The 23,139-nt window shown below is 67.8% G+C and carries 22 protein-coding genes, 1 pseudogene and 1 riboswitch; of the genes and pseudogenes, 15 read left to right on the top strand and 8 right to left on the bottom strand.

Annotated features, from left to right (window positions below):
• Positions 1-98 precede the first annotated feature (98 nt).
• The 4 genes from thiO to H7J89_RS22140 are packed head-to-tail and all read left to right on the top strand — an operon-like array spanning position 99 to position 2,821.
• Positions 99-1,112, top strand: coding sequence for a glycine oxidase ThiO (gene thiO / locus H7J89_RS22155; RefSeq protein WP_264046696.1), 1,014 nt, complete (start codon positions 99-101; stop codon positions 1,110-1,112).
• Entirely contained in the window at positions 1,109-1,315 is a 207-nt protein-coding gene (gene thiS, locus H7J89_RS22150) for a sulfur carrier protein ThiS (protein WP_264046694.1), read from the top strand. Before thiO ends, thiS begins: the two co-directional genes overlap by 4 nt.
• Complete coding sequence (locus H7J89_RS22145) at positions 1,308-2,066, top strand: thiazole synthase (RefSeq protein ID WP_264046692.1); 759 nt, start codon at positions 1,308-1,310, stop codon at positions 2,064-2,066. Before thiS ends, H7J89_RS22145 begins: the two co-directional genes overlap by 8 nt.
• Complete coding sequence (locus H7J89_RS22140; RefSeq protein ID WP_264046690.1) at positions 2,063-2,821, top strand: SGNH/GDSL hydrolase family protein; 759 nt, start codon at positions 2,063-2,065, stop codon at positions 2,819-2,821. The genes H7J89_RS22145 and H7J89_RS22140 overlap by 4 nt, the downstream gene beginning before the upstream one ends.
• 3 nt (positions 2,822-2,824) lie before the next feature.
• Here the strand turns inward: H7J89_RS22140 and H7J89_RS22135 are convergent, their stop codons facing one another.
• Together H7J89_RS22135 and H7J89_RS22130 are read right to left on the bottom strand one after the other, a co-directional pair.
• Complete coding sequence (locus H7J89_RS22135) at positions 2,825-3,346, bottom strand: serine/threonine protein kinase (protein ID WP_067736375.1); 522 nt, start codon at positions 3,344-3,346, stop codon at positions 2,825-2,827.
• A 65-nt stretch (positions 3,347-3,411) separates the two neighbouring features.
• On the bottom strand, positions 3,412-3,939 hold the full coding sequence (locus H7J89_RS22130; RefSeq protein WP_264046684.1) for a serine/threonine protein kinase: 528 nt from the start codon (positions 3,937-3,939) through the stop codon (positions 3,412-3,414).
• A gap of 360 nt (positions 3,940-4,299) precedes the next feature.
• Here H7J89_RS22130 and H7J89_RS22125 point away from each other — a divergent pair, with 360 nt between their 5' ends.
• The 6 genes and pseudogenes from H7J89_RS22125 to H7J89_RS22100 all read left to right on the top strand — a co-directional run bounded on the left by H7J89_RS22125 (position 4,300) and on the right by H7J89_RS22100 (position 10,305).
• Positions 4,300-4,635 carry a CD225/dispanin family protein gene (locus tag H7J89_RS22125; RefSeq protein ID WP_046183018.1) on the top strand — a complete coding sequence of 112 codons (336 nt, stop codon included), beginning with the start codon at positions 4,300-4,302 and terminating at the stop codon, positions 4,633-4,635.
• A 14-nt stretch (positions 4,636-4,649) separates the two neighbouring features.
• Positions 4,650-5,075, top strand: coding sequence for a DUF2752 domain-containing protein (locus tag H7J89_RS22120; protein WP_264046681.1), 426 nt, complete (start codon positions 4,650-4,652; stop codon positions 5,073-5,075).
• A 53-nt stretch (positions 5,076-5,128) separates the two neighbouring features.
• Positions 5,129-6,622, top strand: a complete 1,494-nt coding sequence (locus H7J89_RS22115; protein WP_264046679.1) for a M28 family metallopeptidase — start codon at positions 5,129-5,131, stop codon at positions 6,620-6,622.
• Complete coding sequence (locus tag H7J89_RS22110; RefSeq protein ID WP_264046678.1) at positions 6,619-8,091, top strand: M28 family peptidase; 1,473 nt, start codon at positions 6,619-6,621, stop codon at positions 8,089-8,091. The genes H7J89_RS22115 and H7J89_RS22110 overlap by 4 nt, the downstream gene beginning before the upstream one ends.
• Before the next feature lie 44 nt (positions 8,092-8,135).
• Positions 8,136-9,679 (top strand): annotated as a pseudogene (locus H7J89_RS22105) (HNH endonuclease signature motif containing protein).
• Between the two features lie 152 nt (positions 9,680-9,831).
• On the top strand, positions 9,832-10,305 hold the full coding sequence (locus H7J89_RS22100; protein WP_264046677.1) for a hypothetical protein: 474 nt from the start codon (positions 9,832-9,834) through the stop codon (positions 10,303-10,305).
• Between the two features lie 382 nt (positions 10,306-10,687).
• Here the strand turns inward: H7J89_RS22100 and H7J89_RS22095 are convergent, their stop codons facing one another.
• Positions 10,688-11,260 carry a hypothetical protein gene (locus H7J89_RS22095; RefSeq protein WP_264046675.1) on the bottom strand — a complete coding sequence of 191 codons (573 nt, stop codon included), beginning with the start codon at positions 11,258-11,260 and terminating at the stop codon, positions 10,688-10,690.
• A gap of 86 nt (positions 11,261-11,346) precedes the next feature.
• Here H7J89_RS22095 and H7J89_RS22090 point away from each other — a divergent pair, with 86 nt between their 5' ends.
• Both H7J89_RS22090 and H7J89_RS22085 read left to right on the top strand, forming a co-directional pair.
• Positions 11,347-11,706 (top strand): hypothetical protein, encoded by a 360-nt coding sequence (locus H7J89_RS22090; protein WP_264046672.1) that lies wholly within the window; start codon positions 11,347-11,349, stop codon positions 11,704-11,706.
• A 226-nt stretch (positions 11,707-11,932) separates the two neighbouring features.
• Positions 11,933-13,432 carry a neutral zinc metallopeptidase gene (locus H7J89_RS22085; RefSeq protein ID WP_264046670.1) on the top strand — a complete coding sequence of 500 codons (1,500 nt, stop codon included), beginning with the start codon at positions 11,933-11,935 and terminating at the stop codon, positions 13,430-13,432.
• A gap of 16 nt (positions 13,433-13,448) precedes the next feature.
• Here H7J89_RS22085 and H7J89_RS22080 read toward each other — a convergent pair whose 3' ends face one another.
• The 5 genes from H7J89_RS22080 to thiC form a co-directional block, all read right to left on the bottom strand.
• Positions 13,449-14,318 (bottom strand): LLM class F420-dependent oxidoreductase, encoded by an 870-nt coding sequence (locus H7J89_RS22080; RefSeq protein WP_264046668.1) that lies wholly within the window; start codon positions 14,316-14,318, stop codon positions 13,449-13,451.
• Positions 14,319-14,337: 19 nt separating this feature from the next.
• Complete coding sequence (locus tag H7J89_RS22075) at positions 14,338-14,772, bottom strand: MarR family winged helix-turn-helix transcriptional regulator (protein WP_264046666.1); 435 nt, start codon at positions 14,770-14,772, stop codon at positions 14,338-14,340.
• A gap of 32 nt (positions 14,773-14,804) precedes the next feature.
• Complete coding sequence (locus tag H7J89_RS22070; protein WP_264046664.1) at positions 14,805-15,437, bottom strand: alpha/beta hydrolase family protein; 633 nt, start codon at positions 15,435-15,437, stop codon at positions 14,805-14,807.
• Positions 15,434-16,261, bottom strand: coding sequence for a bifunctional hydroxymethylpyrimidine kinase/phosphomethylpyrimidine kinase (gene thiD, locus H7J89_RS22065; RefSeq protein WP_264046662.1), 828 nt, complete (start codon positions 16,259-16,261; stop codon positions 15,434-15,436). The genes H7J89_RS22070 and thiD overlap by 4 nt, the downstream gene beginning before the upstream one ends.
• Complete coding sequence (gene thiC / locus H7J89_RS22060; protein ID WP_264046660.1) at positions 16,258-17,916, bottom strand: phosphomethylpyrimidine synthase ThiC; 1,659 nt, start codon at positions 17,914-17,916, stop codon at positions 16,258-16,260. The genes thiD and thiC overlap by 4 nt, the downstream gene beginning before the upstream one ends.
• Positions 17,911-18,021, bottom strand: a riboswitch (TPP riboswitch). (Overlaps the previous gene by 6 nt.)
• A 164-nt stretch (positions 18,022-18,185) precedes the next feature.
• Between thiC and H7J89_RS22055 the strand changes: the two genes are divergently transcribed.
• The 3 genes from H7J89_RS22055 (at position 18,186) to H7J89_RS22045 (ending at position 23,137) form a co-directional block, all read left to right on the top strand.
• Positions 18,186-18,836 (top strand): PAS and ANTAR domain-containing protein, encoded by a 651-nt coding sequence (locus H7J89_RS22055; RefSeq protein ID WP_264046889.1) that lies wholly within the window; start codon positions 18,186-18,188, stop codon positions 18,834-18,836.
• Between the two features lie 96 nt (positions 18,837-18,932).
• Positions 18,933-19,295 carry an STAS domain-containing protein gene (locus H7J89_RS22050; protein ID WP_264046887.1) on the top strand — a complete coding sequence of 121 codons (363 nt, stop codon included), beginning with the start codon at positions 18,933-18,935 and terminating at the stop codon, positions 19,293-19,295.
• Positions 19,292-23,137: an ATP-binding protein gene (locus H7J89_RS22045; RefSeq protein WP_264046659.1), complete on the top strand. Its 3,846-nt coding sequence runs from the start codon at positions 19,292-19,294 to the stop codon at positions 23,135-23,137. Before H7J89_RS22050 ends, H7J89_RS22045 begins: the two co-directional genes overlap by 4 nt.
• The last annotated feature ends 2 nt before the right edge of the window (positions 23,138-23,139 follow it).

Here is a 23,139-nt window from a genome sequence, read left to right as displayed (position 1 = left end):
GGGAGTCCCGGGAACGGGGTCTGAGAGTGGGCGCGCCTGCCCTTACCGTCACACCTGATCCGGGTCATGCCGGCGAAGGGAGGCCCAGAATGGACGGGATGCCAGCAGACCTTGGGTCGTTGGCGGTCATCGGCGGCGGCGTTATCGGGCTGGCGGTGGCGCGCCGCGCCGCGCAGGCCGGCTGGTCGGTCCGGGTGCACCGCACTTCCGAGAAGGGCGCGTCCTGGGTCGCCGGCGGCATGCTGGCCCCGCACAGCGAGGGCTGGCCCGGTGAGGAGCGGCTGCTGCAGCTGGGGCTGGAGTCGCTGCGGCTGTGGCGCGAGGGCGGTTTCCTGGACGGGCTCCCGGCGCACGTGGTCACCGCCCGGGAGTCGCTGGTGGTCGCCGTCGACCGGGCCGACGTCGCCGACCTGCGCACCGTCGCCGACTGGCTGTCCGCGCAGGGGCATCCGGTGGTCTGGGAGTCGGCCGCCCGGGATACCGAACCGCTGCTGGCACAAGGCATCCGGCATGGCTTTCGGGCCCCCACCGAGCTGGCGGTTGACAACCGCGCGGTGCTGGACGCCCTGTCCGCGGAATGCGAGCGCCTCGGGGTGCGATGGGCGCCGCCGGCGCACGACCTGGCGGTCGACGGCGACGCGGTGGTGATCGCCAACGGGATCGACGCCCCCGCGCTGTGGCCCGGCCTGCCGGTGCGCCCGGTCAAGGGCGAGGTGCTGCGCCTGCGTTGGCGCCGGGGGTGTATGCCGGTGCCGCAGCGCGTCATTCGGGCCCGCGTGCACGGGCGGCAGGTGTATCTGGTTCCACGTGCGGACGGGGTGGTCGTCGGCGCCACCCAGTACGAACACGGGCGCGACACCGCGCCGGCGGTCTCCGGAGTGCGGGACCTGCTCGACGACGCGTGTGCGGTGTTGCCCGCACTCGGCGAATACGAGCTGGCCGAGTGCGCCGCCGGGCTGCGTCCGATGACACCGGACAACCTGCCGCTGGTGCGACGGCTGGACGAGCGAATCCTGGTGGCAGTCGGCCACGGCCGATCCGGATTCCTGCTTGCGCCGTGGACCGCGGAACAGATCGTCTCTCAACTGGCCCCGGTCGGAGCGCCGTCATGATCGTGGTGGTCAACGATCAGCAGGTCGATGTCGACGAGCAGACGACGGTGGCCGCGCTGCTGCAGTCGCTGGGCTATCCGGACCGGGGAGTCGCGGTGGCGATGGGCGACGCCGTGCTGCCACGATCCAACTGGACGACAAAGCTTTCCGGGTTTTCCGGGCCGGTCCGACTCGAAGTGGTGACGGCGGTGCAGGGTGGCTGAATTGAAGCTCACGATCGGCGACCGCAGCTTCGCCTCGCGGCTCATCATGGGGACCGGGGGAGCGACCAGCCTGGCCGCGCTGGAGGAGGCGCTGGTCGCGTCGGGCACCGAGTTGACCACCGTCGCGATGCGGCGGGTCGACGCGGAGGGTGGGACGGGCCTGCTGGACCTGCTCAACCGGCTCGGCATCACGCCGCTGCCCAATACCGCGGGGTGCCGCAGCGCGGCCGAGGCGGTGCTCACCGCGCAGCTGGCCCGCGAGGCGCTGAACACCAACTGGGTCAAGCTGGAGGTGATCGCCGACGAACGCACGTTGCTGCCCGACGCGGTCGAATTGGTCCGGGCCGCGGAGCAATTGGTAGACGAAGGGTTCGTCGTACTGCCCTACACCAATGACGACCCGGTGTTGGCGCGCCGGCTCGAAGACGCCGGATGCGCGGCGGTGATGCCGCTGGGTTCGCCGATCGGCACCGGCCTTGGCATCACCAACCCGCACAACATCGAGATGATCGTCGCCCGGGCCGGCGTTCCGGTGGTGCTCGACGCCGGCATCGGCACCGCCAGCGACGCCGCGTTGGCGATGGAGTTGGGTTGCGACGCCGTGCTTTTGGCCACCGCGGTGACCCGCGCCGCAGATCCGGCGACGATGGCGGCCGCGATGGCCGCCGCGGTCACCGCCGGCTATCTGGCCCGCCGGGCGGGACGGATTCCCAAGCGCTTCTGGGCACAGGCGTCCAGTCCAGAACGATGAAACGCTATGTCGCGCTGGGTAGTTCGATGGCCGCCGGTCCCGGCATCGGACCCCGTGCCACCGGGGCTCCCTGGGGCTCCGGCCGGTCGGCGCGCAACTATGCGCACTTGGTCGCGCAGCGATGCGACCTCGATCTGGTAGACGTCACATTTTCCGGCGCGACCACCGCTCACGTGCTCGCAGACCACCAGCGCGGCGCGCCGCCCCAAGTCACCGCGCTGAACGGTTCGGAAAGCCTGGTGACCATCACGATCGGCGGCAACGACGTCGGCTACATCCCGCTGCTGATGGCCGCCTCCTTGCCGCGAGCCGTCCGGCGCCTGCCGCTGCTCGGTCCGCGCCTTTCCGCACTGCTGGACCGGGATGCGCGGAATCAGGCCTTGGACGCGGTGTTCGAGTCGTTGTGCGCCGTCGGTCTCGCGGTGCGCGATCGCGCACCGCGGGCCCGAGTCTTCTTCGTCGACTACCTGACCGTGCTGCCGCCGTCGGGCACGCCGGCCGCCCCGCTCTCGGTCGCGGACGCCGACCTCGGGCGCCACGTGGCCGCGACGCTGGAACGGCTCACGGCAGACGCGGCGACGGCCACCGGCTGCGAAGTGGTCGGCGCCGCGGCGGCCAGCCGGGAGCACCACGCGTGGTCGCCGGAGCCGTGGACCACGAGACCCGGTGTGCCGCTACCGGGCCGGGCGGCGCCGTTGCACCCCAACGCCGCCGGGATGCGTGCCGTAGCCGAACTGGTGTCCGCGCGGTGGTGAGGGTCAGCCGTTCGTGCGCCACCACTGGTAGAGGGCGTTGACGTCGGAGTTGGACGAGGTGAGGTGCCCCAGGACGTTCTTGGCGTCGGTGGTCCACGTCAACGTCGCGTAGTTCTTGTAGGTGCCGCAGGCGATCTGGCCGCCGGTCTGGCCGTTCTGCTTCCAGGTTCCCGGTGACTGCCCGGCGTCCCCGCACGCGGCCAGGGATACGTCCTTGATGGTGGAACTGAACGCGGAGGCCAAGTTGGTGCCGTTGGAGAAGAGGGCGTAGACGCCCGAGCCGGGTCCGCTTGGGTCAGGGCTCTGCCCGCACAGGAGCTCGGCCAGCTCACCGGATTCGGTCAACTCCTGCGACTTGCAGTTGTTGAGGCCGTAGCCCTTCGACAGGTTGGCGGCCAGCGTGTTCATATCGGCTGCGGTGCCGGTGTTGGGTTCCGCGACCGCGGTGGCGCTTCCCGCGAAGGCCAAACCGCCGGTGAGCGCTGCCGCCGACAGGGCGCGCAGCGCGGTGTTGAGGTGTGACATTTTTGTTGACTCCCTATGGTTGTTGGATGGGTGATGCCGAAACCCGTTGCCCCCCAATTGCTTAGTCAGCCGTTGGCGCGCCACCACTGGTACAGCGCGGCGGCGTCGTTGTTGGACCCGCGGATATAGCTCAAGATGTTCTTGGCGTCCGAGGTCCAGATGATCTCCGCGGCGTTCTGATACGTCCCACATGCGACCTGTCCGGCATTGCCGCTGTTGCTGCCCTGGTGCCAACTGGTGGGGGATTGGCCGCTGTCCCCACAGGTGCCCAGCACGTCGTCTTTGATGCTGGCCTTGAACGAGCCGACCAGGTTCTCGCCGTTGTTGAACAGGATGTACTTGGCCTGCACCGGCCCGCTCGGGTCGGGACTCTGCCCGCAGGTCAGCGACGCCAGTTCGCCAGTCGTGATGCTCTGGGCGGTGCAGTTGTTCAGCCCGTAGCCCTTCGACAGCGACGCCGCAAGCGTGTTGATGTCCGACGAGCTACCGGTGTTCGCGGGATCCGCGGTCGCGGTGGCCGTGCCCGCTAAGGCGCAACCGCACGCGGACGCCGCGGCCGTGGCGACCCGCAACGCGTTGCTGAGATGAGACATCCTCTGACTCCTAAGCGGTTGTGGGACCAGCGTCGCTCACCGGAGAAACATACTTCCGCTAAGTAGGGATCGTAGGGATATGTCCAGACAAAGCAACACATTCCGCTGGCAATTGTCTGTCTCGGCATCTTTCTCAACACCGCAGCGCAACGGGCGGTAACGCGCGCTTCCGAAACCGTTTTCTTGCCAGTCTTTTTCGTGATGCGCCGGCGGGGGAACGGAGCCTTAACGCGGAGGGGCGGCCGCGCCGCACGTGAGCGGGTCCGAACGGGATTTTCAAATTGCTAGTGCCGCCGCGACTGTGCTCGGGTATGGTTAGCACCGCTTTACGCCAGCTAACTTCTCGGGACTGGAGAATTCATGACACAACCGCCGGCACCGCCCCCTCCGCCGCCTGGTTACCCGCCGCAGCAGCCCGCCGGGCAAGCGCCGAATAACTATTTGGTGTGGTCCATCCTGGTGACCCTGTTCTGCTGCCTCCCCTTCGGGATCGTGGCGATCGTCAAGTCCAGCCAAGTCAACGGTCTCTGGGCGCAGGGCCGTTATGCCGAGGCGCAGGCGTCCGCCGACAGCGCCAAGAAATGGGTGATCTGGTCGGCGGTCATCGGTGTCGTCGTGGGCATCATCTACGGCATCCTGATGGCGGTCGGCGCGCTCAACACGAACACCAATGCGGCGCTCGCCGCGATGTTCTGAGCCAGGTTCGCACTATGGTGACCCGTCAAGGGTCGGCGCCGCTGAGTCTGGGAGCGCCACTGGTGGTGGCCGCTTCCACGACGTTGATGTGCGCCGCCATCTGGGCGGGTGACCCGACCACTCCCAATGGTCCGCTGCCGGTGTGTCCCACCAAGGCGCTGTTGGGGATCGACTGTCCGGGATGCGGCAGCCTGCGCATGCTGTATTCCCTGATGCACGGCAATGTCATGGCGGCCGCCAGGTTCAACGCATTGGGCCTGGCGGCCGTCGTGCTGTTGGTATGGGCGTACCTTGCCTGGACCTATGGACGGGTGGCGGGCAGACGGGTTCGGAGCTGGCAGCACGGTCGCTGGTCCGCGGTGCTGACGCTGACGCTGGTCGCGGCCTGGTTTGTGGTGCGCAACATTCCCTTTGCGCCGTTCAATGCGCTCTATGTCTGATACCGCCGTGTCCTGATCCCGGCCGCTCGTCGCGCGGTCTAACCTGGGGCGCGATGGTGAACAAATTCACGACGATTCCGGCGGCGCTCGTTGTGGTCGCGCTTACCGCATTCTCGGCCGGTTGCTTCCATCGGTCCTCGCCACAAGCGACCGGCAACCCCGACGCGGCCAAGTTCGCCGGCGCGCTGCACGACAAAGTCACGGCCGACGCAATGCTGGCCCACCTGACAAAGCTCCAGGACATCGCCAACGCCAACAACGGCACCCGGGCGGTGGGCACCCCCGGTTACGAGGCCAGCGTCGACTACGTCGTAAACACGTTGCGCGGCAGTGGCTTCGACGTGCAGACCCCCGAATTCTCCGCGCGGGTGTTTCATGGGGACAAGCCGGAGGTGACGGTGGGTGGCAGGCCGGTCGAGGCGCACGCGCTCGACTTCAGTCTCGGCACCCCACCGGACGGGGTGAGCGGACCGCTGGTCGCCATTCCCGCAAACAACGCCCCCGGTTGCGCGGCCTCGGATTACGGCAACCTCCCGGTGCAGGGGGCCGTGGTCCTGGTGGACCGAGGCACGTGCCCGTTCGCTCACAAGGAGGACGTCGCGGCGCAGCGCGGTGCGGCCGCGATGATCGTCGCCGACAACGTCGACGAGCAACAGATGGGCGGGACGCTGGGGCCGGACACGAACGTCAAGATTCCGGTGGTGAGCGTGACCAAGTCCGTCGGCGTGCAACTGCGTACCCAGCCGGGACCGGCCACCATCAAGCTGAACGCAAGTGTGCAGAGCTTCAAGGCCCGCAACGTGATCGCTCAGACCAAGACGGGATCGACGACCAACGTCGTCATGGCGGGCGCGCACCTGGACAGCGTGCCCGAGGGACCGGGCATCAACGACAACGGTTCGGGAGTGGCCGCGATATTGGAAACCGCGCTGCGGCTGGGTAGTTCGCCACAGGTGCACAACGCGGTGCGATTCGGGTTCTGGGGGGCAGAAGAACTCGGCCTGATCGGATCGCGCAACTACGTCGAATCGCTTGACCTGACTGGGCTCAAAAACATTGCGCTGTACTTGAATTTCGACATGCTCGCGTCGCCGAACCCCGGCTACTTCACCTATGACGGGGATCAATCGCTGCCGGCCGACGCCCGCGGGCAGCCGGTGGTACCGGAGGGGTCGGCCGGTATCGAGCGGACGCTGGTCGCCTACCTGAAGTCCGCCGGAAAAACCGCGCAGGACACGTCTTTTGACGGACGCTCCGACTACGACGGGTTCACCCTGGCGGGCATTCCCGCCGGCGGTCTGTTCTCCGGCGCCGAGGTGAAAATGTCTGCGGAGCAGGCAAAGTTGTGGGGTGGGACCGCCGACCAGCCGTTCGACCCGAACTATCACCAGAAGACCGACACCCTCGAGCACATCGACAAGACCGCGCTGGGCATCAACGGCGGCGGCGTCGCCTACGCGCTCGGCCTTTACGCCCAAGACCTCGGCGGCCACAATGGGGTGCCCACGATGGAGGACCGCACGCGTCACGTGCTCACGAAGCCATGAGCCGCCGGCTGGGGGCGGCACTGCTGCTGGCGACCGCGCTGGTGGCGGGCTGCTCGTCGGCGCGGCCGGGATCACCCGCCGCCGCACCGGATTTGGGTCGCGGCCTGGCCGGAAAAGTGACCGCCGACCAGATGTTCGCCCATCTGCGCGCGCTGCAGGACATCGCCAACGCCAACAAGGGAAACCGGGCGGACGGCACGCCGGGATACGACGCCAGCGTCGACTACGTGGCCAAGGCCCTGCGCGACAGGGGGTTTGAGGTGATGACCCCGCAGTTCGACCGGCTATACAGCGTTTCCCCGGGCAAGCCGGCGCTGACGATCGGCGGCCGCAGCTACCCCGTCGACCAGGCGTCGTTGTTGGTCCAGACACCGCCCGGTGGCCTGACCGGCCAGCCCGTCCACCCCGCCCAGCCCTCGGGCTGTGCGGCCGGCGATTATCCGGCCACGCTGCCCAAGGGCTCGATCGCCGTCGTCGACGACGCGCGTTGTTCGGTGGTGGACAAGCAGAACAGCGCGGTGGCCAAGGGCGCCGCCGCGCTGGTCGTGCTCAGTGCGCCGGCTGGCCAGGGCGCCCCGGCCACCTTGTTCAATCCGGGCTACTTCAAGCAGCTGACCGTGCCGGTCGCGGTCGCGGGCCGGTCCGCGGCGACCGCGCTCGCCGGCGCGAGCGCGCCCATACATCTGCTGCTCGACGCCCAGAACACCAAGATCACATCGCGAAACGTGCTGGCGCAGACCAAGACCGGTTCTCCGCACGAAGTGGTCATGGTCGGGGCGCATCTCGACAGCTCGCGTGGCGGTCCCGGCATCAACGACGACGGATCCGGGGTCGCCGCGGTGCTGGAAACGGCGCTGCAGCTGGGTCCGTTGGCGCCGGTGAACAACGCCGTGCGGTTCGCCTTCTGGGGCGCTGACGAGGACGGGCTCAACGGCGTCATGGATTACGTGTTCGGCCTGGACAGCGGTCAGCTCAACGATCTCGCGATGTACCTGAACTTCACCACGCTGGGTTCGCCCAACGCCGGCTTTTTCACCGACGACGGCGATCAGTCCGGTCCGCCGGCCCCCGGGGTGACTTACGCGGACATCCCCGATGGCTCGGCCGGCATCGAGCGCACCCTGGCCGGGTATCTGAACCTGGCCGGAAAGCGGCCCGCGGACATGCCGCTGAGCACCCTCGCGGACTACCACCCCTTCATGGTCGCGGGCGTACCGATCGGGGGCATGACGGCCGGCGCCACGCAGCCGAAAACCACCGTGCAGGCCCGATTGTGGGGTGGGCAGGCCGGCGTCCCGTTCGACCCCAACTATCAGGGCCCCCACGAAACCGCCGACAACATCAACCGCGACGCGTTGGCCATCATGGGTGCTGGCGTCGCGTACGCCGTGGGCAGCTACGCGCAGTCCACCGGCGGGGTGAACGGCGTCCCGCCGCACGACAAGCGGCATCGCACCCGGATGCCGTAATCGCCGGCCGACGGTTGTCGGTGGGTCCGACTACACTCGAACGTATGTTCGATAGACGCCTGCATGACTATTGGGAGCCGCCCCAATGCGAGCGGTCACGCGCCCTGGTGGGTCGGATGTGTGCGTCGTGGAAGTTGGAGGCTCAGGTAGTCGCGGACCGGTTGGATGCGATCGGGGAGTTGTTCGAGCTGCGCCGCGGCCAGCGCGGTGAAGAGTCCGATTGGGCGGTGGACACCTGGGCGGCGGTGGGGGCCGAGGTGGCTGCGGCGTTTCGGGTGAGCCTGGCGATGGCGGGCAGCTTCATGAGGTATGCGCTGGCGATGCGTGAGCGGCTGCCGCAAGTGGCCGCGGTGTTTCGCGCCGGCGACATCAGCTATCGGTTGTTTCAGACGATCGTGTACCGCACCGATCTGATCACCGACGCTGCCGTGCTGGCCGCCGTGGACGCCGAGCTGGCGGTGCGGGCGGCGCGGTGGCCCTCGATGACTCGGGGCCGGTTGGCCGGCGAAGTCGACAAGGTCGTGGCCAATGCCGATGTCGACGCGGTGCGCCGTCACGAGCAGTCGCAGGATGAGCGCCGCGTCGGAATCGAGGACCTCGAGGGCGGCATGTCCGAAATCCACGGCAGCCTGTTCAGCCCGGATGCGCACGCGTTGGACAAACGGTTGGATGCCTTGGCGGCCACGGTGTGTGAACATGACCCGCGCAACCTCGACCAGCGGCGCGCCGACGCGCTGGGGGCGCTGGCGGCGTCGGCGGATCGGCTGGGTTGCCGCTGCGGGCGCGCCGATTGTGCGGCCGGAAAGCGCGCGCCGACAACGCCGGTCGTCATTCACGTGATCGCCGAGCAGGCCACCGTGCAGGGCCGCGGGTCGGCTCCGGCGTCGGAGGTGGGAGTGGACGGGCTGATCTCCGCCGAGGTGGTCGCGGAGTTGGCCGGCTCCGCGAGGCTGGTGCCGGTGAGCGCCCCGACGCAGGCCGAGCCGCGCTACCTTCCGTCGGCGCGGCTGGCCGACTTCGTGCGGTGCCGGGATTTGACGTGTCGGGCGCCCGGGTGTGATCGGCCGGCCGTGGACTGCGATATCGACCATACGATCCCCTACGCCGATGGCGGTGCGACGCATCCGTCGAACCTGAAATGCCTGTGCCGCCAACATCATCTGCTGAAAACGTTCTGGGGCTGGCGCGATGAGCAGTTGCCCGATGGCACCCTGATCTGGCGCCTACCCGACGGACACAGCTACGTCACCACCCCGGGCAGCGCGCTGCTGTTCCCCAGCCTGAGCAGTTGCCCGATGGCACCCTGATCTGGCGCCTACCCGACGGACACAGCTACGTCACCACCCCGGGCAGCGCGCTGCTGTTCCCCAGCCTGTGCGCGCCCACCGGCGACCTGCCGGCCCCCGTGCCCGGCACCCAGCGCTGCGGCGAACGCAGCGCGATGATGCCGCTGCGCACCCGCACCCGCGCCCAGAACCGGGCCCAGCACATCGCCACCGAACGCCACCACAACCGCCAAACCCGACTAGCCACCCAACCCACCCAAACCGGCCCCGCACCCCCCGACGACGAACCCCCACCCTTCTAGTTCCGTTCGGCTCGAGCGCAATCAGATGCGCACTAGCACGCCTCGACGGAAGGCTGAGGCAGCGTTTGCCACTGTTAGAACGGCCGTGGTCACTCCCGTACAGATCACCGCTAACAGGACGTGATTGTTGCGGTAGCTGGCCATCGGACCGATTGGGCAGCACGGCGGCGATTTCTTGTCGGCGGGCCGATGAATGCGTCCGATTTGATGAACTCTTCAGCGGCTATGGCGGTACGATTCGTCTTGATCCTGGAGAGAGAACGACCGTGAGATATGTCGCTAATGGTCTTGCGTTACTCGCCGTCTGCCTTCCGGCCATCGATGCGCCGGGAGTTGTGTTCGCCGACACCGTGGCCCCAAACCACCTAGCTTCGGTGGAGAGTTGGCCGGACAACGCTTGCGGCGGCTTTTATTCCTGGCACGTGATCAACGACTTGAAGGATGCTTCGGTCCGGGCGACCGTGGCGCTTCAACGCAAAACGGGTACTCAGGAGTTCGACGATCAGTACGTTTACGATCTAGCACGTGGCGCATCGAGCTTTGTCTCGTGCAGAAGAATAAAGGCCCCTGACGGCCCGGGTTTTTACGACGTAAATGCCTGGCTGGTGGGCGCGGAGAAGGCTTAGGAACCAATCCGACGTCCCTTCACCCAAATACAACCAACTGCGGCGATTCGAGCATTCACCCGAATTGTCGCCGCAGATAGAAGCACTCCACCCTGGCCACGACGCCGATTGATAGGCCAAATCGTTTGTCTGCGATACCAACTGGACACGATGTTCTGTAGTTGGTTCGCTTAGTGAAGTGACGCCCCGGACATGTTGTGGCGCGGTGATTGTGACACGTCGGCCTGGTTCGATTGCCCGTATCGGTTCGTTGTTCACACCGTCGCAGTCGGCGCAAACTTCTTCAGCGGCACAACCGCCAAACCCGACTAGCCACCCAACCCACCCAAACCGGCCCCGCACCCCCAGACGACGAACCCCCACCCTTCTGAGGCATTGGGCGTCAAGGCATGCGAGGTCCCATCATCCGGCCGCAGCCCATCCCGCCCTGACCCATCATCTGCTGCATCATGGCGGGCATTCCGTCCCGCACGAAACCGGTGACCTCGCGCGCGTGCGCATGGATGACATCGGTGAGGGCCGGATCGTCGGCGGTTTCCTCGGCGATCACGCCTTTGGGCGTGAATGTGAGCTGTCGCCGGTAGCCGTCGGCACTACGGAAAAGCGTCGGCAGGCTTTGGCTCATGCAACGGATTTCGGTTCCCCGGTCGAGGTGGGCGTACATGCTTGAAACATGCTCTTGCAGTTGAGCAGTCAGGTCTGGCGATGTCGATTCGGTGGTGGTGCGCACCCCGCCGGGAATGTCCTCGACGACGCGGTCGATTTCGCTGTGCCGCATGAACATCTCCATGTAGCGGCTCATGTCCATGTGGCCGGCGCCCATGAAACCGGCCCCGTCCGTGAGGCGGATAGCCGTCGACGCAGGCCGAAACACCCGCGGACGCAGATGGGCCAGACCCAGGATGCTGCCCGCGCCGAGCGCGGCAAGCACCGCCCGCCTCGTCGGTCCGGCCATACGGCAAGCCGAACACATAGGCACGGCCTTTTCTAGGGCCAATGGTCCCTACCCCCGGTGGGTATACCCGTGCCATCGTTTGGGGCATGACGCAAAATCCTGAATCAAGCGTCGGACCGACCACCGTGACCGGCCACCCCGGGGACGGGCATCGATTCGGCGCGCACAGTCGGCTGAGTCAAGTCGTCGCGTGGGTGGTCATCGTCGCCGGCGTCGTTTTCGTCGTCGCGGTGATCTTCTTCTCGGGCGTTTTCTTGGGCTGGGCCTCTGGTGATCGTTACGGCTGGCACCACGGCTACGGTGGCGGGCGTGGCGGCACCTGCCCGATGATGAGCCCCGGCGGCATGATGAGCCCCGGCGGCATGATGGGGCCGGGCGGAATGGGACCGGGTGGTCCGATGGGACCTCAGCAAACGCCCACGCCCACGCCCACGCCGCGCCCCTAGCGCACGCGCCGGGGCGCCCTTCGACGCCGCCCTGGGTTCGCTACTCCGAATATGAAACTTGCCCGGTGTTTGCCGTTCGGCAACGGGCAAGCCGGCCGCAACCCCGCGCTGCTGTCGCGGGGGGTGGCGTTGAACCGCGGCCTTCATTCTGACTGTCAGGGTTAGCCAACCGCTCTAGAATGAGACCCTTTGGTGCTGCCCTGTAGCCGGTCGGGATGAGGTTGGTATGAATAGCCCTGCGCGCAATCGACGTCAGCTGGCTGGTGGCCGTCCGCGCAGGGCGGCCGCCTTGCTGCGGGCGGCGTTCAGTTGCGCAGCGGCGGCAATCGTGGTGGCCGGGTGCACATCCTTCGTCGACGGGCGGGCACTGTCGATGCTCAACGACCCGTTCCGGGTGGGCGGTCTGCCCGCGACCAACGGCCCCAGTGGGATCCGCTCGAACGCACCCGCCCCCACCGGCACGGTCGTCAATACCGACAACGGTGAGATCGACAAGTTGGCGTTGCTATCGGTCAACGACATCGAGGACTATTGGAAGTCGGTCTACAGCCAATCGTTGAAAGGCGACTTCGTCCCGGTTGGCAAGATGGTGTCGTACAACTCGAAGCAAGCGTCCAGCCCCATCGTTTGCCACAACGACACCTATAAGCTCGTCAACGCCTTCTTCACGTCGCGGTGCAACTTGATCGCCTGGGACCGCGGGGTATTCATGCCCGTCGCGCAACGGTATTTCGGCGACATGTCCGTCAACGGCGTGCTGGCCCACGAATTCGGCCACGCCTTGCAGACCATGGCGAAGCTGGTGACCAGACGAGACCCCACGATCGTGCGCGAGCAGCAGGCCGACTGCTTCGCGGGCGTCTACCTGTTCTGGGTCGCGGACGGTAAGTCGCCGCGGTTCACGCTGAGCACCGCCGACGGGCTGGACCACGTGCTGGCGGGGATCATCACCACAAGGGACCCGGTGATGGACAGCGAGGCCGAGAACGACGACGAGCACGGGTCGGCCTTGGACCGGATCAGCGCGTTCCAAATGGGTTTCATCGACGGCGCCTCGGCGTGCGCGGCGATCGACAAGAAGGAAATCGGGCAACGCCGCGGCGACCTGCCCAACGCCCTGCGTGTCGACAGCAGCACCGGGAACCCGGAGACCGGTGAGGTCCCGATCGACCAGGACACCCTGTCGACGCTGATGGAACTCCTGGGAAAGGTGTTCTCCCCGAAGAATCCGCCGGCGTTGTCCTACCAGGCCGCCGATTGCCCGGACGCCAAGGCCAGCCCGCCGGCGTCATACTGCCCGGCCACCAACACGATCGTGATCGATCTGCCGAAGCTGTCGGCGATGGGCAAGGTCGCCGACGAGAACGAACAAACCCTGCCGCAGGGCGACGACACCGCGCTGTCGGCCGTGATGTCGCGGTACGCGCTGGCCGTACAGCACGAGCGCGGGCTGGCCATGCAGAGCCCATGGACCGCGCTACGCACGGCTTGCCTGACGGGCCTGGTGCATCGCAAGATGGCCGAACCCATTGAGCTGTCCTCGCAGAAACAGCTGCTGCTGACGGCCGGCGATCTCGACGAGGCGGTGGCCGGGTTGCTCACCAACCACCTCGTCGCCAGTGACGCGGACGGCACCAGCGTGCCGGCCGGTTTCACCCGGATAGCGGCGTTCCGCGGTGGCGTCACCGGCAACATGGACGCGTGCTACTCCCGCTATCCGGGATGACCGAAAGCCGGCGCTGTCAACCGATCTGGGCGAGCCGGGGGATCACTTCGTCGCCGAGGCGACGGATGAAGCCGACCGGGTCGGGGTTGCCGGGGAACGGCCCGGCATTGACCATCTCTACGCCGAGTTCGCCGTAGCGCTCGACGGTCTTGACGTAGCCATCGAGGTCTTCGAAGGGATTCACGAAATAGCCGACCGTCTTGCGGATTTCGTTCGGGTCTCGGCCGACCGCGTCGCAATGGCGGTTCAGCACCTCGATCTTGTGCTCGAGCGTGTCGGGGTCGGCGGCCGTGCTGTTCCAGACGTCGGCGTACTGCGCCACCAGGCGCAGCGTCTTCTTTTCGCCGTCGCCGCCGATCAGAATGGGAGGGCGCCGGATCGGTTGCGGCTCACAGATCGTCTCCGCCAACTGGTAATGCTTGCCCTGGTAGGGCCCGTTGTCCTCGCTCCACATCTGCCGGCAGATCTGCAGCGTCTCTTCTAGCATCTCGAAGCGCTGACTCACCGGCGGATAGGGAAAGCCGAGGGCGGCGTGCTCACGGTCATACCAGGCGGCGCCGAGACCCAGCATCGAGCGGCCCTGCGACAACACGTCCAGTGTGGTGACCGCCTTGGCCAGCAGGCCCGGATAGCGATAGGTGACCCCCGTGACCAGCAGGCTCAGCTCGATCTTGGTCGTCTGCCCGGCCGAGAAACCCAGCGACGTATAGCCCTCGAGGAACGGGTCCTCGGCGGGTCCCATGGCTTCCATCTGGAAGAAGTGGTCGGCGAGCGTGAACAGCGTCGCCCCGCCCTGCTCGGCGGCCTTGGCCGCATCGGCCAGTGTCGGACCGAGCGCCGCCGGGTCGCCCGGTAGAAAATCGATGAAGTGCAGTCCTACTTCCATTGCAGCCCTTGCCCTTTCGTCATTCGGTCAAGCGCTCGAGCAGCGTTAGCGCGTCGAGGATGACGCGACGCTCGCGTTCGGAATACCGGTCGTGGATGGCGCGTGCCAGCCACTCCTCCCGTACCTGTCGGTTACTCTCGGCGCGTTGCCGGCCCGCCGCGGTCAGCGAAATCAATTGCCGCCGGCCGTCTTCAGGGTCGGGCGCGCGCTCGATGAGCCCCCGCTGCCCGAGGGCGGCCACTATCGTGGCCATGGACTGTGGACGTACCCGTTCGGCTGAAGCCAGGACGCTCGCCGATGAGGCGCCCTCTTTCCAGAGCCGGTTGAGCACCGCGGTTTGTGAGGGGGTCAAGTCGCTGTCGGTGGCGAGGTCCCTCAACTGGCGTCGCAGCCGACTGAACATCACCCGCAGGTCGCGGGCCGCCGCAGCCGCCGACTCGGCGATTCCGTCCACGACGTCAGTCTAAACTGATAAGTCCAAACTGTCTAATTGCGCCCGAGCAGCTGCAGAGCGGCGTCGACTGCCAGCGCCGCCACGTTCAGGGTCTTGGAGCGCAGATCGTGTCGCGCACCGGCGATCTCGACGACGGCGGTCGTGCCGGTGACCAGCGCGGCGGCGGCGCGCAACTCGTCGGGCGTTCCGAAGGGATCCGACGTCCCGTGCGTGAACACGGTCGGCACCCTGATGTCGGGCAGGTGCTCGGTGCGGGTCCGCTCCGGCTTCCCCGGGGGATGCACCGGATACGAGAACAGCGTCAACAGGTCCACTTCGATAGGCGATGCCTCGCGGGCGGCCACCACCATGGACGTCTGCCTACCGCCATAGGAATGCCCGCCGGCGATCAATGGGCCGTCGGCGAGGCCGCGGCACAGCGTGATCGCCTCGACGATCCCGGCGCGGTCGGCGGCGGCCGAGCCGGACGGCGGTCCGGTGGGGCGGCGCCGCCGGTAGGGCAGGTTGTACCGGACGGCGAGCCAGCCGCGCCGCGCCCATTCGTCGCAAACCTGTTGCAGGAGCGGCGAATCCCGGTTCCCGCCGGCGCCATGGGTCAGCACCACCACCCCGGCGGCCGGCCCTTCGGGTTCGTGCGCGATGCCCGCGATCTGGTTGAGGTTCATAGCAGCCGGAACAGGGGGGAGACGGGGCCGTGGCCATGGCCCAGCGGATAGGAGGCGCGCAAGCATTCGGTGACCCATCGCTTCCCGAACCCGACCGCGTCGGGCACGGCGAAGCCGTGCGCCAGCGCGCAGGCGATGGCCGTGGCCAGCGTGTCGCCGCCGCCGTGGTCGTTGCCGCCCGGCAACCGTTCCGAATCGAACTCGTAGCAGGAGGCACCGTCGTAAAGCAGGTCGCAGCTGCGGTCGGATGACCGCAGGTGTCCGCCCTTGACCAGCGCCCACCGCGGTCCCAGCGCGTGCAACGCCTTGGCGGCAGCCCGCTGTGACTGCGCGTCCACCACATCGATGCCCACCAGCAACCGCACCTCGTCGAGGTTCGGCGTGACCAGGGTGGCCAACGGAAACAGTTGTGAGCGAAGGGCATCCAGGGCGGACGCCTCCAGCAGTGCATCCCCGTGCATGGACGCGCACACCGGATCGACGACGAGCGGTACCGTCGACCCCAGCCGCTGCCACGTCTCGGCCACCGCGGTGATGATCGGAGACGATGCCAGCATTCCGGTCTTGGCGGCCTGGACGCCGATGTCGGTGACCACCGCCTCGATCTGATCGGCGACCACGTCGGGTGGAACCTCGTGAAACCCCTTGACGCCCATCGTGTTCTGCACGGTGACCGCGGAAACGGCCACGCAGGCGTGCACGCCCAGCAGTGCCATGGTGCGCATGTCGGCCTGAATGCCCGCGCCACCCCCCGAGTCGGATCCGGCGATGGACAGCACCCGCAGCGGCGTGGTGCCCGGCGGAGCCAGCGGGAGGTAGCTCACTGGGTGATCGGCAGGTACACCCGCTTGCCGTGCTCGGCGAACTCGCGCGACTTCTCGGCCATGCCCTCGCTCATGACGGCCTCGATCGCCTCCTCGCTGTCGAGTCCGTGCTCCGCGGCGTAGGCCCGAACGTCGGCGGTGATCCGCATGGAGCAGAACTTGGGCCCACACATCGAGCAGAAGTGCGCCGTCTTGGCGGGTTCGGCCGGCAGGGTCTCGTCGTGGAATTCCCTTGCCGTGTCGGGATCCAACGACAACGCGAACTGGTCGTTCCAGCGGAACTCGAACCGCGCGGTCGAAAGGGCGTCGTCGCGCTCCTGGGCGCGCGGATGCCCCTTGGCCAGGTCCGCGGAGTGGGCGGCGATCTTGTAGGCGATCACCCCGTCCTTGACGTCCTTGCGGTCCGGCAGCCCCAGATGTTCCTTGGGCGTCACGTAGCACAGCATCGCGGTGCCGGCCTGGGCGATGATCGCCGCGCCGATCGCCGAGGTGATGTGGTCGTAGGCCGGCGCGATGTCGGTGGCCAGCGGGCCCAGCGTGTAGAACGGCGCCTCCTCGCACAGCTCCTCTTCCAGCCGCACGTTCTCGACGATCTTGTGCATCGGGACGTGGCCCGGTCCCTCGATCATCACCTGCGCGCCATGGGCTTTCGCGATCTTCGTCAACTCGCCCAGGGTGCGCAGCTCGGCGAACTGCGCGGCGTCGTTGGCGTCGGCGATCGAACCCGGCCGCAGCCCGTCACCGAGCGAGAAGGTGACGTCGTAGCGCGCGAAGATGTCGCAGAGCTCCTCGAAGTTGGTGTAGAGGAACGACTCCCGGTGATGAGCCAGGCACCAGGCCGCCATGATGGACCCACCGCGGGACACGATGCCGGTGACCCGCTTGGCGGTCAGCGGCACGTAGCGCAGCAGCACGCCGGCGTGCACGGTCATGTAGTCCACGCCCTGCTCGCACTGCTCGATCACGGTGTCGCGGTAGATCTCCCACGTCAGTTCCGTGGGGTCGCCCTTCACCTTCTCCAGCGCCTGGTAGATGGGCACGGTGCCGACCGGGACGGGGGAGTTGCGCAGGATCCACTCGCGGGTTTCGTGGATGTTCTTGCCGGTGGACAGGTCCATGATGGTGTCCGCACCCCAGCGGGTGGCCCACACCATCTTGTCGACCTCCTCGGCGATCGAGGACGTGACCGCGGAGTTGCCGATATTGGCGTTGACCTTCACCGCGAAGGCCTTGCCGATGATCATCGGTTCGATCTCGGGGTGGTTGTGGTTGGCGGGGATCACCGCGCGGCCGCGGGCGACCTCGTCGCGCACCAGCTCGGCCGGCATGTCCTCGCGGGCGGCGATGTATGCCATCTCCGCGGTGATCTCGCCGGCCCGGGCCCGCTGCAGCTGGGTGCCGCGGTCGCGGACCACCCCCGGCCGAGCCGGCAGCCCGGACGTCAGGTCGATGACCGCTTCCGCGTCGGTGTAGGGGCCGGAGGTGTCGTAGAGGTCGAAGTGGTCCCCGGTGGACAGGTGCACGCGCCGGAACGGGACGCGTGCGCCGGGGAACCCCTCGACGTCGCGGTAGACCTTGCTGCTGCCTGCGATGGGTCCCGTGGTGACGGAAGCCTCGACGGCTTGGGAAAGGACGGGGGTTTTTTCCAAGGTCATTTTTCTTCATCTCCCTACGCCGGCATTACCCGGTCAGGTTCGTACGGTCGACGGCCCCGAGCCGTCCTCTCAGCGCATTCGACGTGCGCTCCCGCGTTTTTGGATGGTCCGCACGCGACGTTACCCCCACCCCGGACCTCCTGGCATGTGGGCGGGCCTTTTGGTCAGGGCGGTAGCCGGTGTGATCCCCCGGGTGCGAGGATGCAAACGTGCACGAGCAAGGGGAAACGGACGGGCCGACACCCGACGCCTCCCGCAGCGGCCCACAGCTGAGCCCGGTCGAGGCCGTCGCCCGCCATCTCAACGTCGGCGCCTTCCGGTTCTGGTTCATCGGCGAGCGCTGGGAGTGGTCCGACGAGGTGGCCAGGATGCACGGCTACGAACCGGGCGCCGTCGAGCCCACGACGAAGCTGTTGTTGTCGCACAAGCACCCCGAGGACCGTCGGCACGTCCAGGAGGTGCTCGACTACGCCCTGCAGTCGGCGGAGTCCTTCTCCAGTCGGCACCGGTTCCTCGACACTGCCGGCAACGTGCACGACGCGATCGTCGTGGCCGACCGCATGCACGACGAGTCGGGTGCCGTGGTGGGTACCGCGGGCTATTACATCGACCTCACCAACACCTTCGACGAGACCCGGCAAGAGGTGCTCGACGAGGCCCTCCCGGACCTCTTCGAAAACCGCGCGGCGATCGAGCAGGCGAAGGGCGTGCTGATGTTCGTCTACCGGGTCAGCGCCGAGCAGGCCTTCCGCGTTCTGCAATGGCGGTCGCAAGAGACCAACGTGAAGCTGCGCGCGCTGGCCCGGCAACTGCTCACCGAGGTGACCACCCTCGAGGGCTCGACCGCCACTCTGCAGAGTCAGTTCGATCATCTGCTGCTGACGGTGCATGAACGGATTTCCGCCGAGTCTGCCGGGTAACCAGAGGAATACGCGAACGCGGCAGCCCGCAAACAGTTAGTGTTCCTAGACACTCCGAACGGCGCGTCCCGCGCATTCGGACGACCGGGAAAGGCGCTGGAGTTGTTGGCGGTGGAACATGAGTCTCTCGAAGGTGCGGTCGTCGTGCGGGTTACGGGCGCCGTCGACTCCAGTACCGTCGACGAGGTAACCGCTCACCTGACCGCCGCGCTCAAACTGGCCGAGAGTCACCCGGCCCGGCTGGTCGTCGTCGACCTGCAAGCCGTCGACTTCTTCGGGAGCGCGGCGTTGAACGCCGTGCTCGACTGCCACGACGAAGGCAAGGAAGCCGGGACGGCCGTCCGCCTGGTCGCGAACAACGACCAAGTGCTTCGGCCGATCGAGGTGACCGAACTGGATCGGATCTTCGACATCTACCCGACGCTGCCCGAGGCTCTGCAGCACAAGCGACGGCAATGAACCCGAGGCTGCCGGCCGACTTGGCGGCTGCGGTCGAACTGGGCGGCGAGATGGGCCGCCGTTTCGCCGAATTCGACTGGGAGAACCATCCTTTGGGGTCGCCGCGGGACTGGTCGGCCGAGGTGCGCGCGGCCGTGGCGATCGCTCTGACCTCGCGGTTCCCCATCGTGCTCTGGTTAGGGCCGGAAAATCTGTTCTTGATGTACAACGACGGCTACGCGCAGATCCTGGGGGACAAGCACCCGGCGGCCCTGGGTTGCCCCGCGGAGCAGGTGTGGTGGGAGATCTGGGAGCAGATCTCCCCGATGCTCACCAGCGTGATGGACACCGGTGTCGCGACCTGGTCCGACGACCTCATGCTGACGCTGATCACGGGCGGTCAGTCCCAGGAGCGGTATTTCACCTTCACCTACAGCCCCATCATCGGCGGCGAGGGTGCGGTCACCGCCGTTTTCTGCCCGGTGATCGAAACGACCGACCGGGTGTTGAGTGAGCGTCGGCTCCACCTGCTCAACACGGTGGCGACCGCCGTGATGGACGCGCATGCCATCGATGACGCGGTGAGCAGCACCGTCGCGGTATGCGATGCGCAGCCGCTGGACTTGCCGTTCATTGCCGTCTACGTGGCGGACGACGAGGCGGCGCGCGACAGCACACTGCGGGGGGCCACGCCGGCGATCCGGCCGCTGCTGCCCCGCTCGCTGTCCGAGCTCAGCGGTTGGGACACGACGCCACGTGCCCGTGCCACGCGCGTCATCGACCGGCTCGAGGACGTAATCCCGGGCATCACAGAGCGTTTCGGCGAGAACTCTCCCCGGCAGGCCCTGGTTTTGCCGCTGGGAGAAACCTCCAACGCCGGGGCGGTGGTGATCGGGGTCAGTCCGCGGCGTCCCCTCGATGCGATGTACCGCGGGTTCTGCCAACTGCTGGCCGACCAGCTGTCCGCGGCGTTCGCCTCCGCCGTCTCCTACGAACAGCAGCGACGCCGGGCCGACGCGCTGGCCGAATTGGACCGCGCGAAAACGGCTTTCCTGACCAACGTCAGCCACGAGTTCCGCACGCCCCTGACGCTGCTGCTCGGGCCCCTCGACGATGCGCTGTCCGAAGCGGCGCCGGGAAGCCTACTGGCGGACCGGCTGAGCACGGCGGCCCGCAACGCGCGGCGCCTGCAGCGCCTGGTGGACTCGCTGCTCGACTTCTCCCGCATCGAGGCCGGCCGCGCGAACGCGAAGTTCGCGTGTACCGACGTCGGCGCGCTGACCGCCCACATAGCATCGTCTTTCACCGAACTGTGCCACCGGGCGGGGCTCGATCTCGTGGTGAACTGTTCCCCGGTGCTGGCCGACGTCGACCCTGGCATGTGGGAGACGATCGTCCTGAACCTCCTGTCGAACGCGGTCAAATACACTCTGCGGGGCTCGATTTCGGTCGAGGTGCGGGCCGAGCCCGCGCACTGCGTCGTCACCATGCGCGACACCGGAGTGGGGATCGCCGCCGAGGATTTGGACCGCCTGTTCGAACGCTTCTACCGGGCCGACAACCTTCGCGGCCGCAGCGTGGAGGGCACCGGCATCGGGCTCTCGCTGGTGCGCGGGCTTGTCGAGCTGCACAGCGGAACCGTGCAGATCGACAGCGAATTGGACTGTGGCACAACGGTAACCATCCGGCTGCCGCCATCGGCCGGCACGGCGGTCGATCAGTCACCCGCCGGCCCGCTGGACGAGACCAACCCGTACGTGGCGGAGGCCCGCCAATGGCTGGCGCCGATTCCGGAGCGTGACTCGCCGGCGGCTGCGGCCGAGGGGGCTCGACAGTTGGTGTTGATCGCCGACGACAACGCCGACATGCGGGACCATCTTGACCGGGTGCTGTCGCCCCACTGGGAGACGGTCCTTGCCGCAGACGGCGAGTCGGCGCTGGCGGCGACCCGGAGCCTGCGCCCGGACGCGGTCGTCACCGACGTCATGATGCCCGGCGTCGACGGCTTCGGACTGGTGGCGGCCATCCGGGGGGACCCCGAATTGGCCGCGACGCCGGTCCTCATGCTGTCGGCCCGGGCCGGCGCGGAGGCGATCGACGAGGGCTATGCCGGTGGGGCCGACGACTACCTGCCCAAGCCGTTCCGATCCCAGGAGCTGATCGACCGGGTGAAGTCGCGGCTGTCCGCGGTGGCCCGCGAGCGCGACCGCCAGCGGCGGGCGGCGGCCTCCGATCTGGTGCCCCTCGACTCCGCTCTGCAGGCCACCGACTCGATCGCCGGCATTCTGGATGCCTTGCTGGAGTCGCCATTCGGCTCGGCCGACGCCGCCGCCGTCACGATCGGCGTTCTCGACGGCGAACGCCACATCCGGTTCGAATACGCCGGCGACCTACCCGGCGAATTGCGCGACCGCTACCACGTGACCGAGCTCGACTCCCCGGTGGTCGGGGCCGACGTCGTGCGCACCGGCGAGCCGATGGTCATCACGGACACGTTCGACCTGCCCCCGCGCTACCAGCACGCGGTGCAGGACACCGCCGACAGCGTTCGGGCCTGCGTCGCCCATCCGTTGCGGGATCACACGGGCCGCGTCATCGGCGTGCTGGGCCTGCTGTGGTCCGCGCCGCGCCGGTTCGACGCCGCCGAACTCGACGCGTTCAGCCGCATGGCCGAGCTGACGTCCTCGGCGTTGGACCGGGTTCGCGTCATGGCGCGCGAACACCGCATCGCCGTCGACTTCCAGGAGCATCTGCTGGATCTGGACCGGGGCTCGACCGCCGCGGTGGTGGCCGCCGTTTACCAGCCCGCCGGTGAGGCGATGCGCGTCGGCGGCGACTGGTATTCGGTGACCCCGCTGGATCGCGCCGGCCGGGTCGGGATATCGGTGGGCGACGTCGTCGGACACGGGTTGGCCGCCGCGATCGTGATGAGCAGACTGCGCGCTGCGGTGGCCGCATCGGCCCTCACCGCGGGCGAACCGGGCGCGGTGCTGGGAGCGCTGGACCGATACGGGGCCAGCGTCGCGGGCGCGCGCTGCGCGACGGTGGCCTACGCGCTCGTCGAGACCGAACCGGAGACCGGTTGCGCCACCGTCCGGTACAGCTGCGCCGGCCACCCCTATCCGCTGCTGGTCTTTCCCGACCATCGCGCGGTGTTCCTGACGTCCGGGCGGCGTCTACCGGTGGCCGTCAAGGAACACGATGCGCAGCGCTATCCCTCCGATGCCACCGCGACGGCGAATCTGCCACCGGGAAGCCTGATCCTGCTCTACACCGACGGGCTCATCGAGCGCGCCGGCGAGCCGCTCGACGACGGGCTCGGCCGTCTGAAAGCCGCGGCCGCGGAATGCGTCGACCTTCCGGTGGAGGCGGTCTGTACCGAGTTGCTGTCCCGGATGGCCCCGCCCGCCGGCTACCGCGACGACGTCGTCGTGCTCGCGTTGCGGCCGAGCCACGATTCCCCGCGCAGCTTCGCCACCGTGGTGACGGCCGCGCCGGGGCAGATTCCCGTGGCGCGCGAGCGGTTACACAAATGGCTGGCCGGCGTCAACGTCGACCCCAAGCGCGAAATGGACATCCTGCTGGCGACCGGCGAGGCCGTGACCAACGCGATCGAGCACGGCAGCGACGGCGAGCCGCGCCGAACGGTGTCGGTGGAGGCCTTCCTGCGCCGGCAGACGGTCGCGGTCACGGTCAGCGACACCGGGCGATGGGTGGGCGATTCCTCGGCGAGCCTGCGCAGCCGGCGGCGCGGTCGGGGTCTGACCCTGATCGGCGGGCTGGCCGATCACGTCGACACGCTTCGCACCGCGGGGGGCACCCGGGTCACGCTGCGGTTCGACAACGTCGTCGGGACCGCTTGACC

The organism is Mycobacterium paraffinicum (genome assembly GCF_025822865.1).
Lineage (GTDB): Bacteria > Actinomycetota > Actinomycetes > Mycobacteriales > Mycobacteriaceae > Mycobacterium > Mycobacterium paraffinicum.
This window is presented reverse-complemented; position numbering and strand designations above follow the sequence as displayed.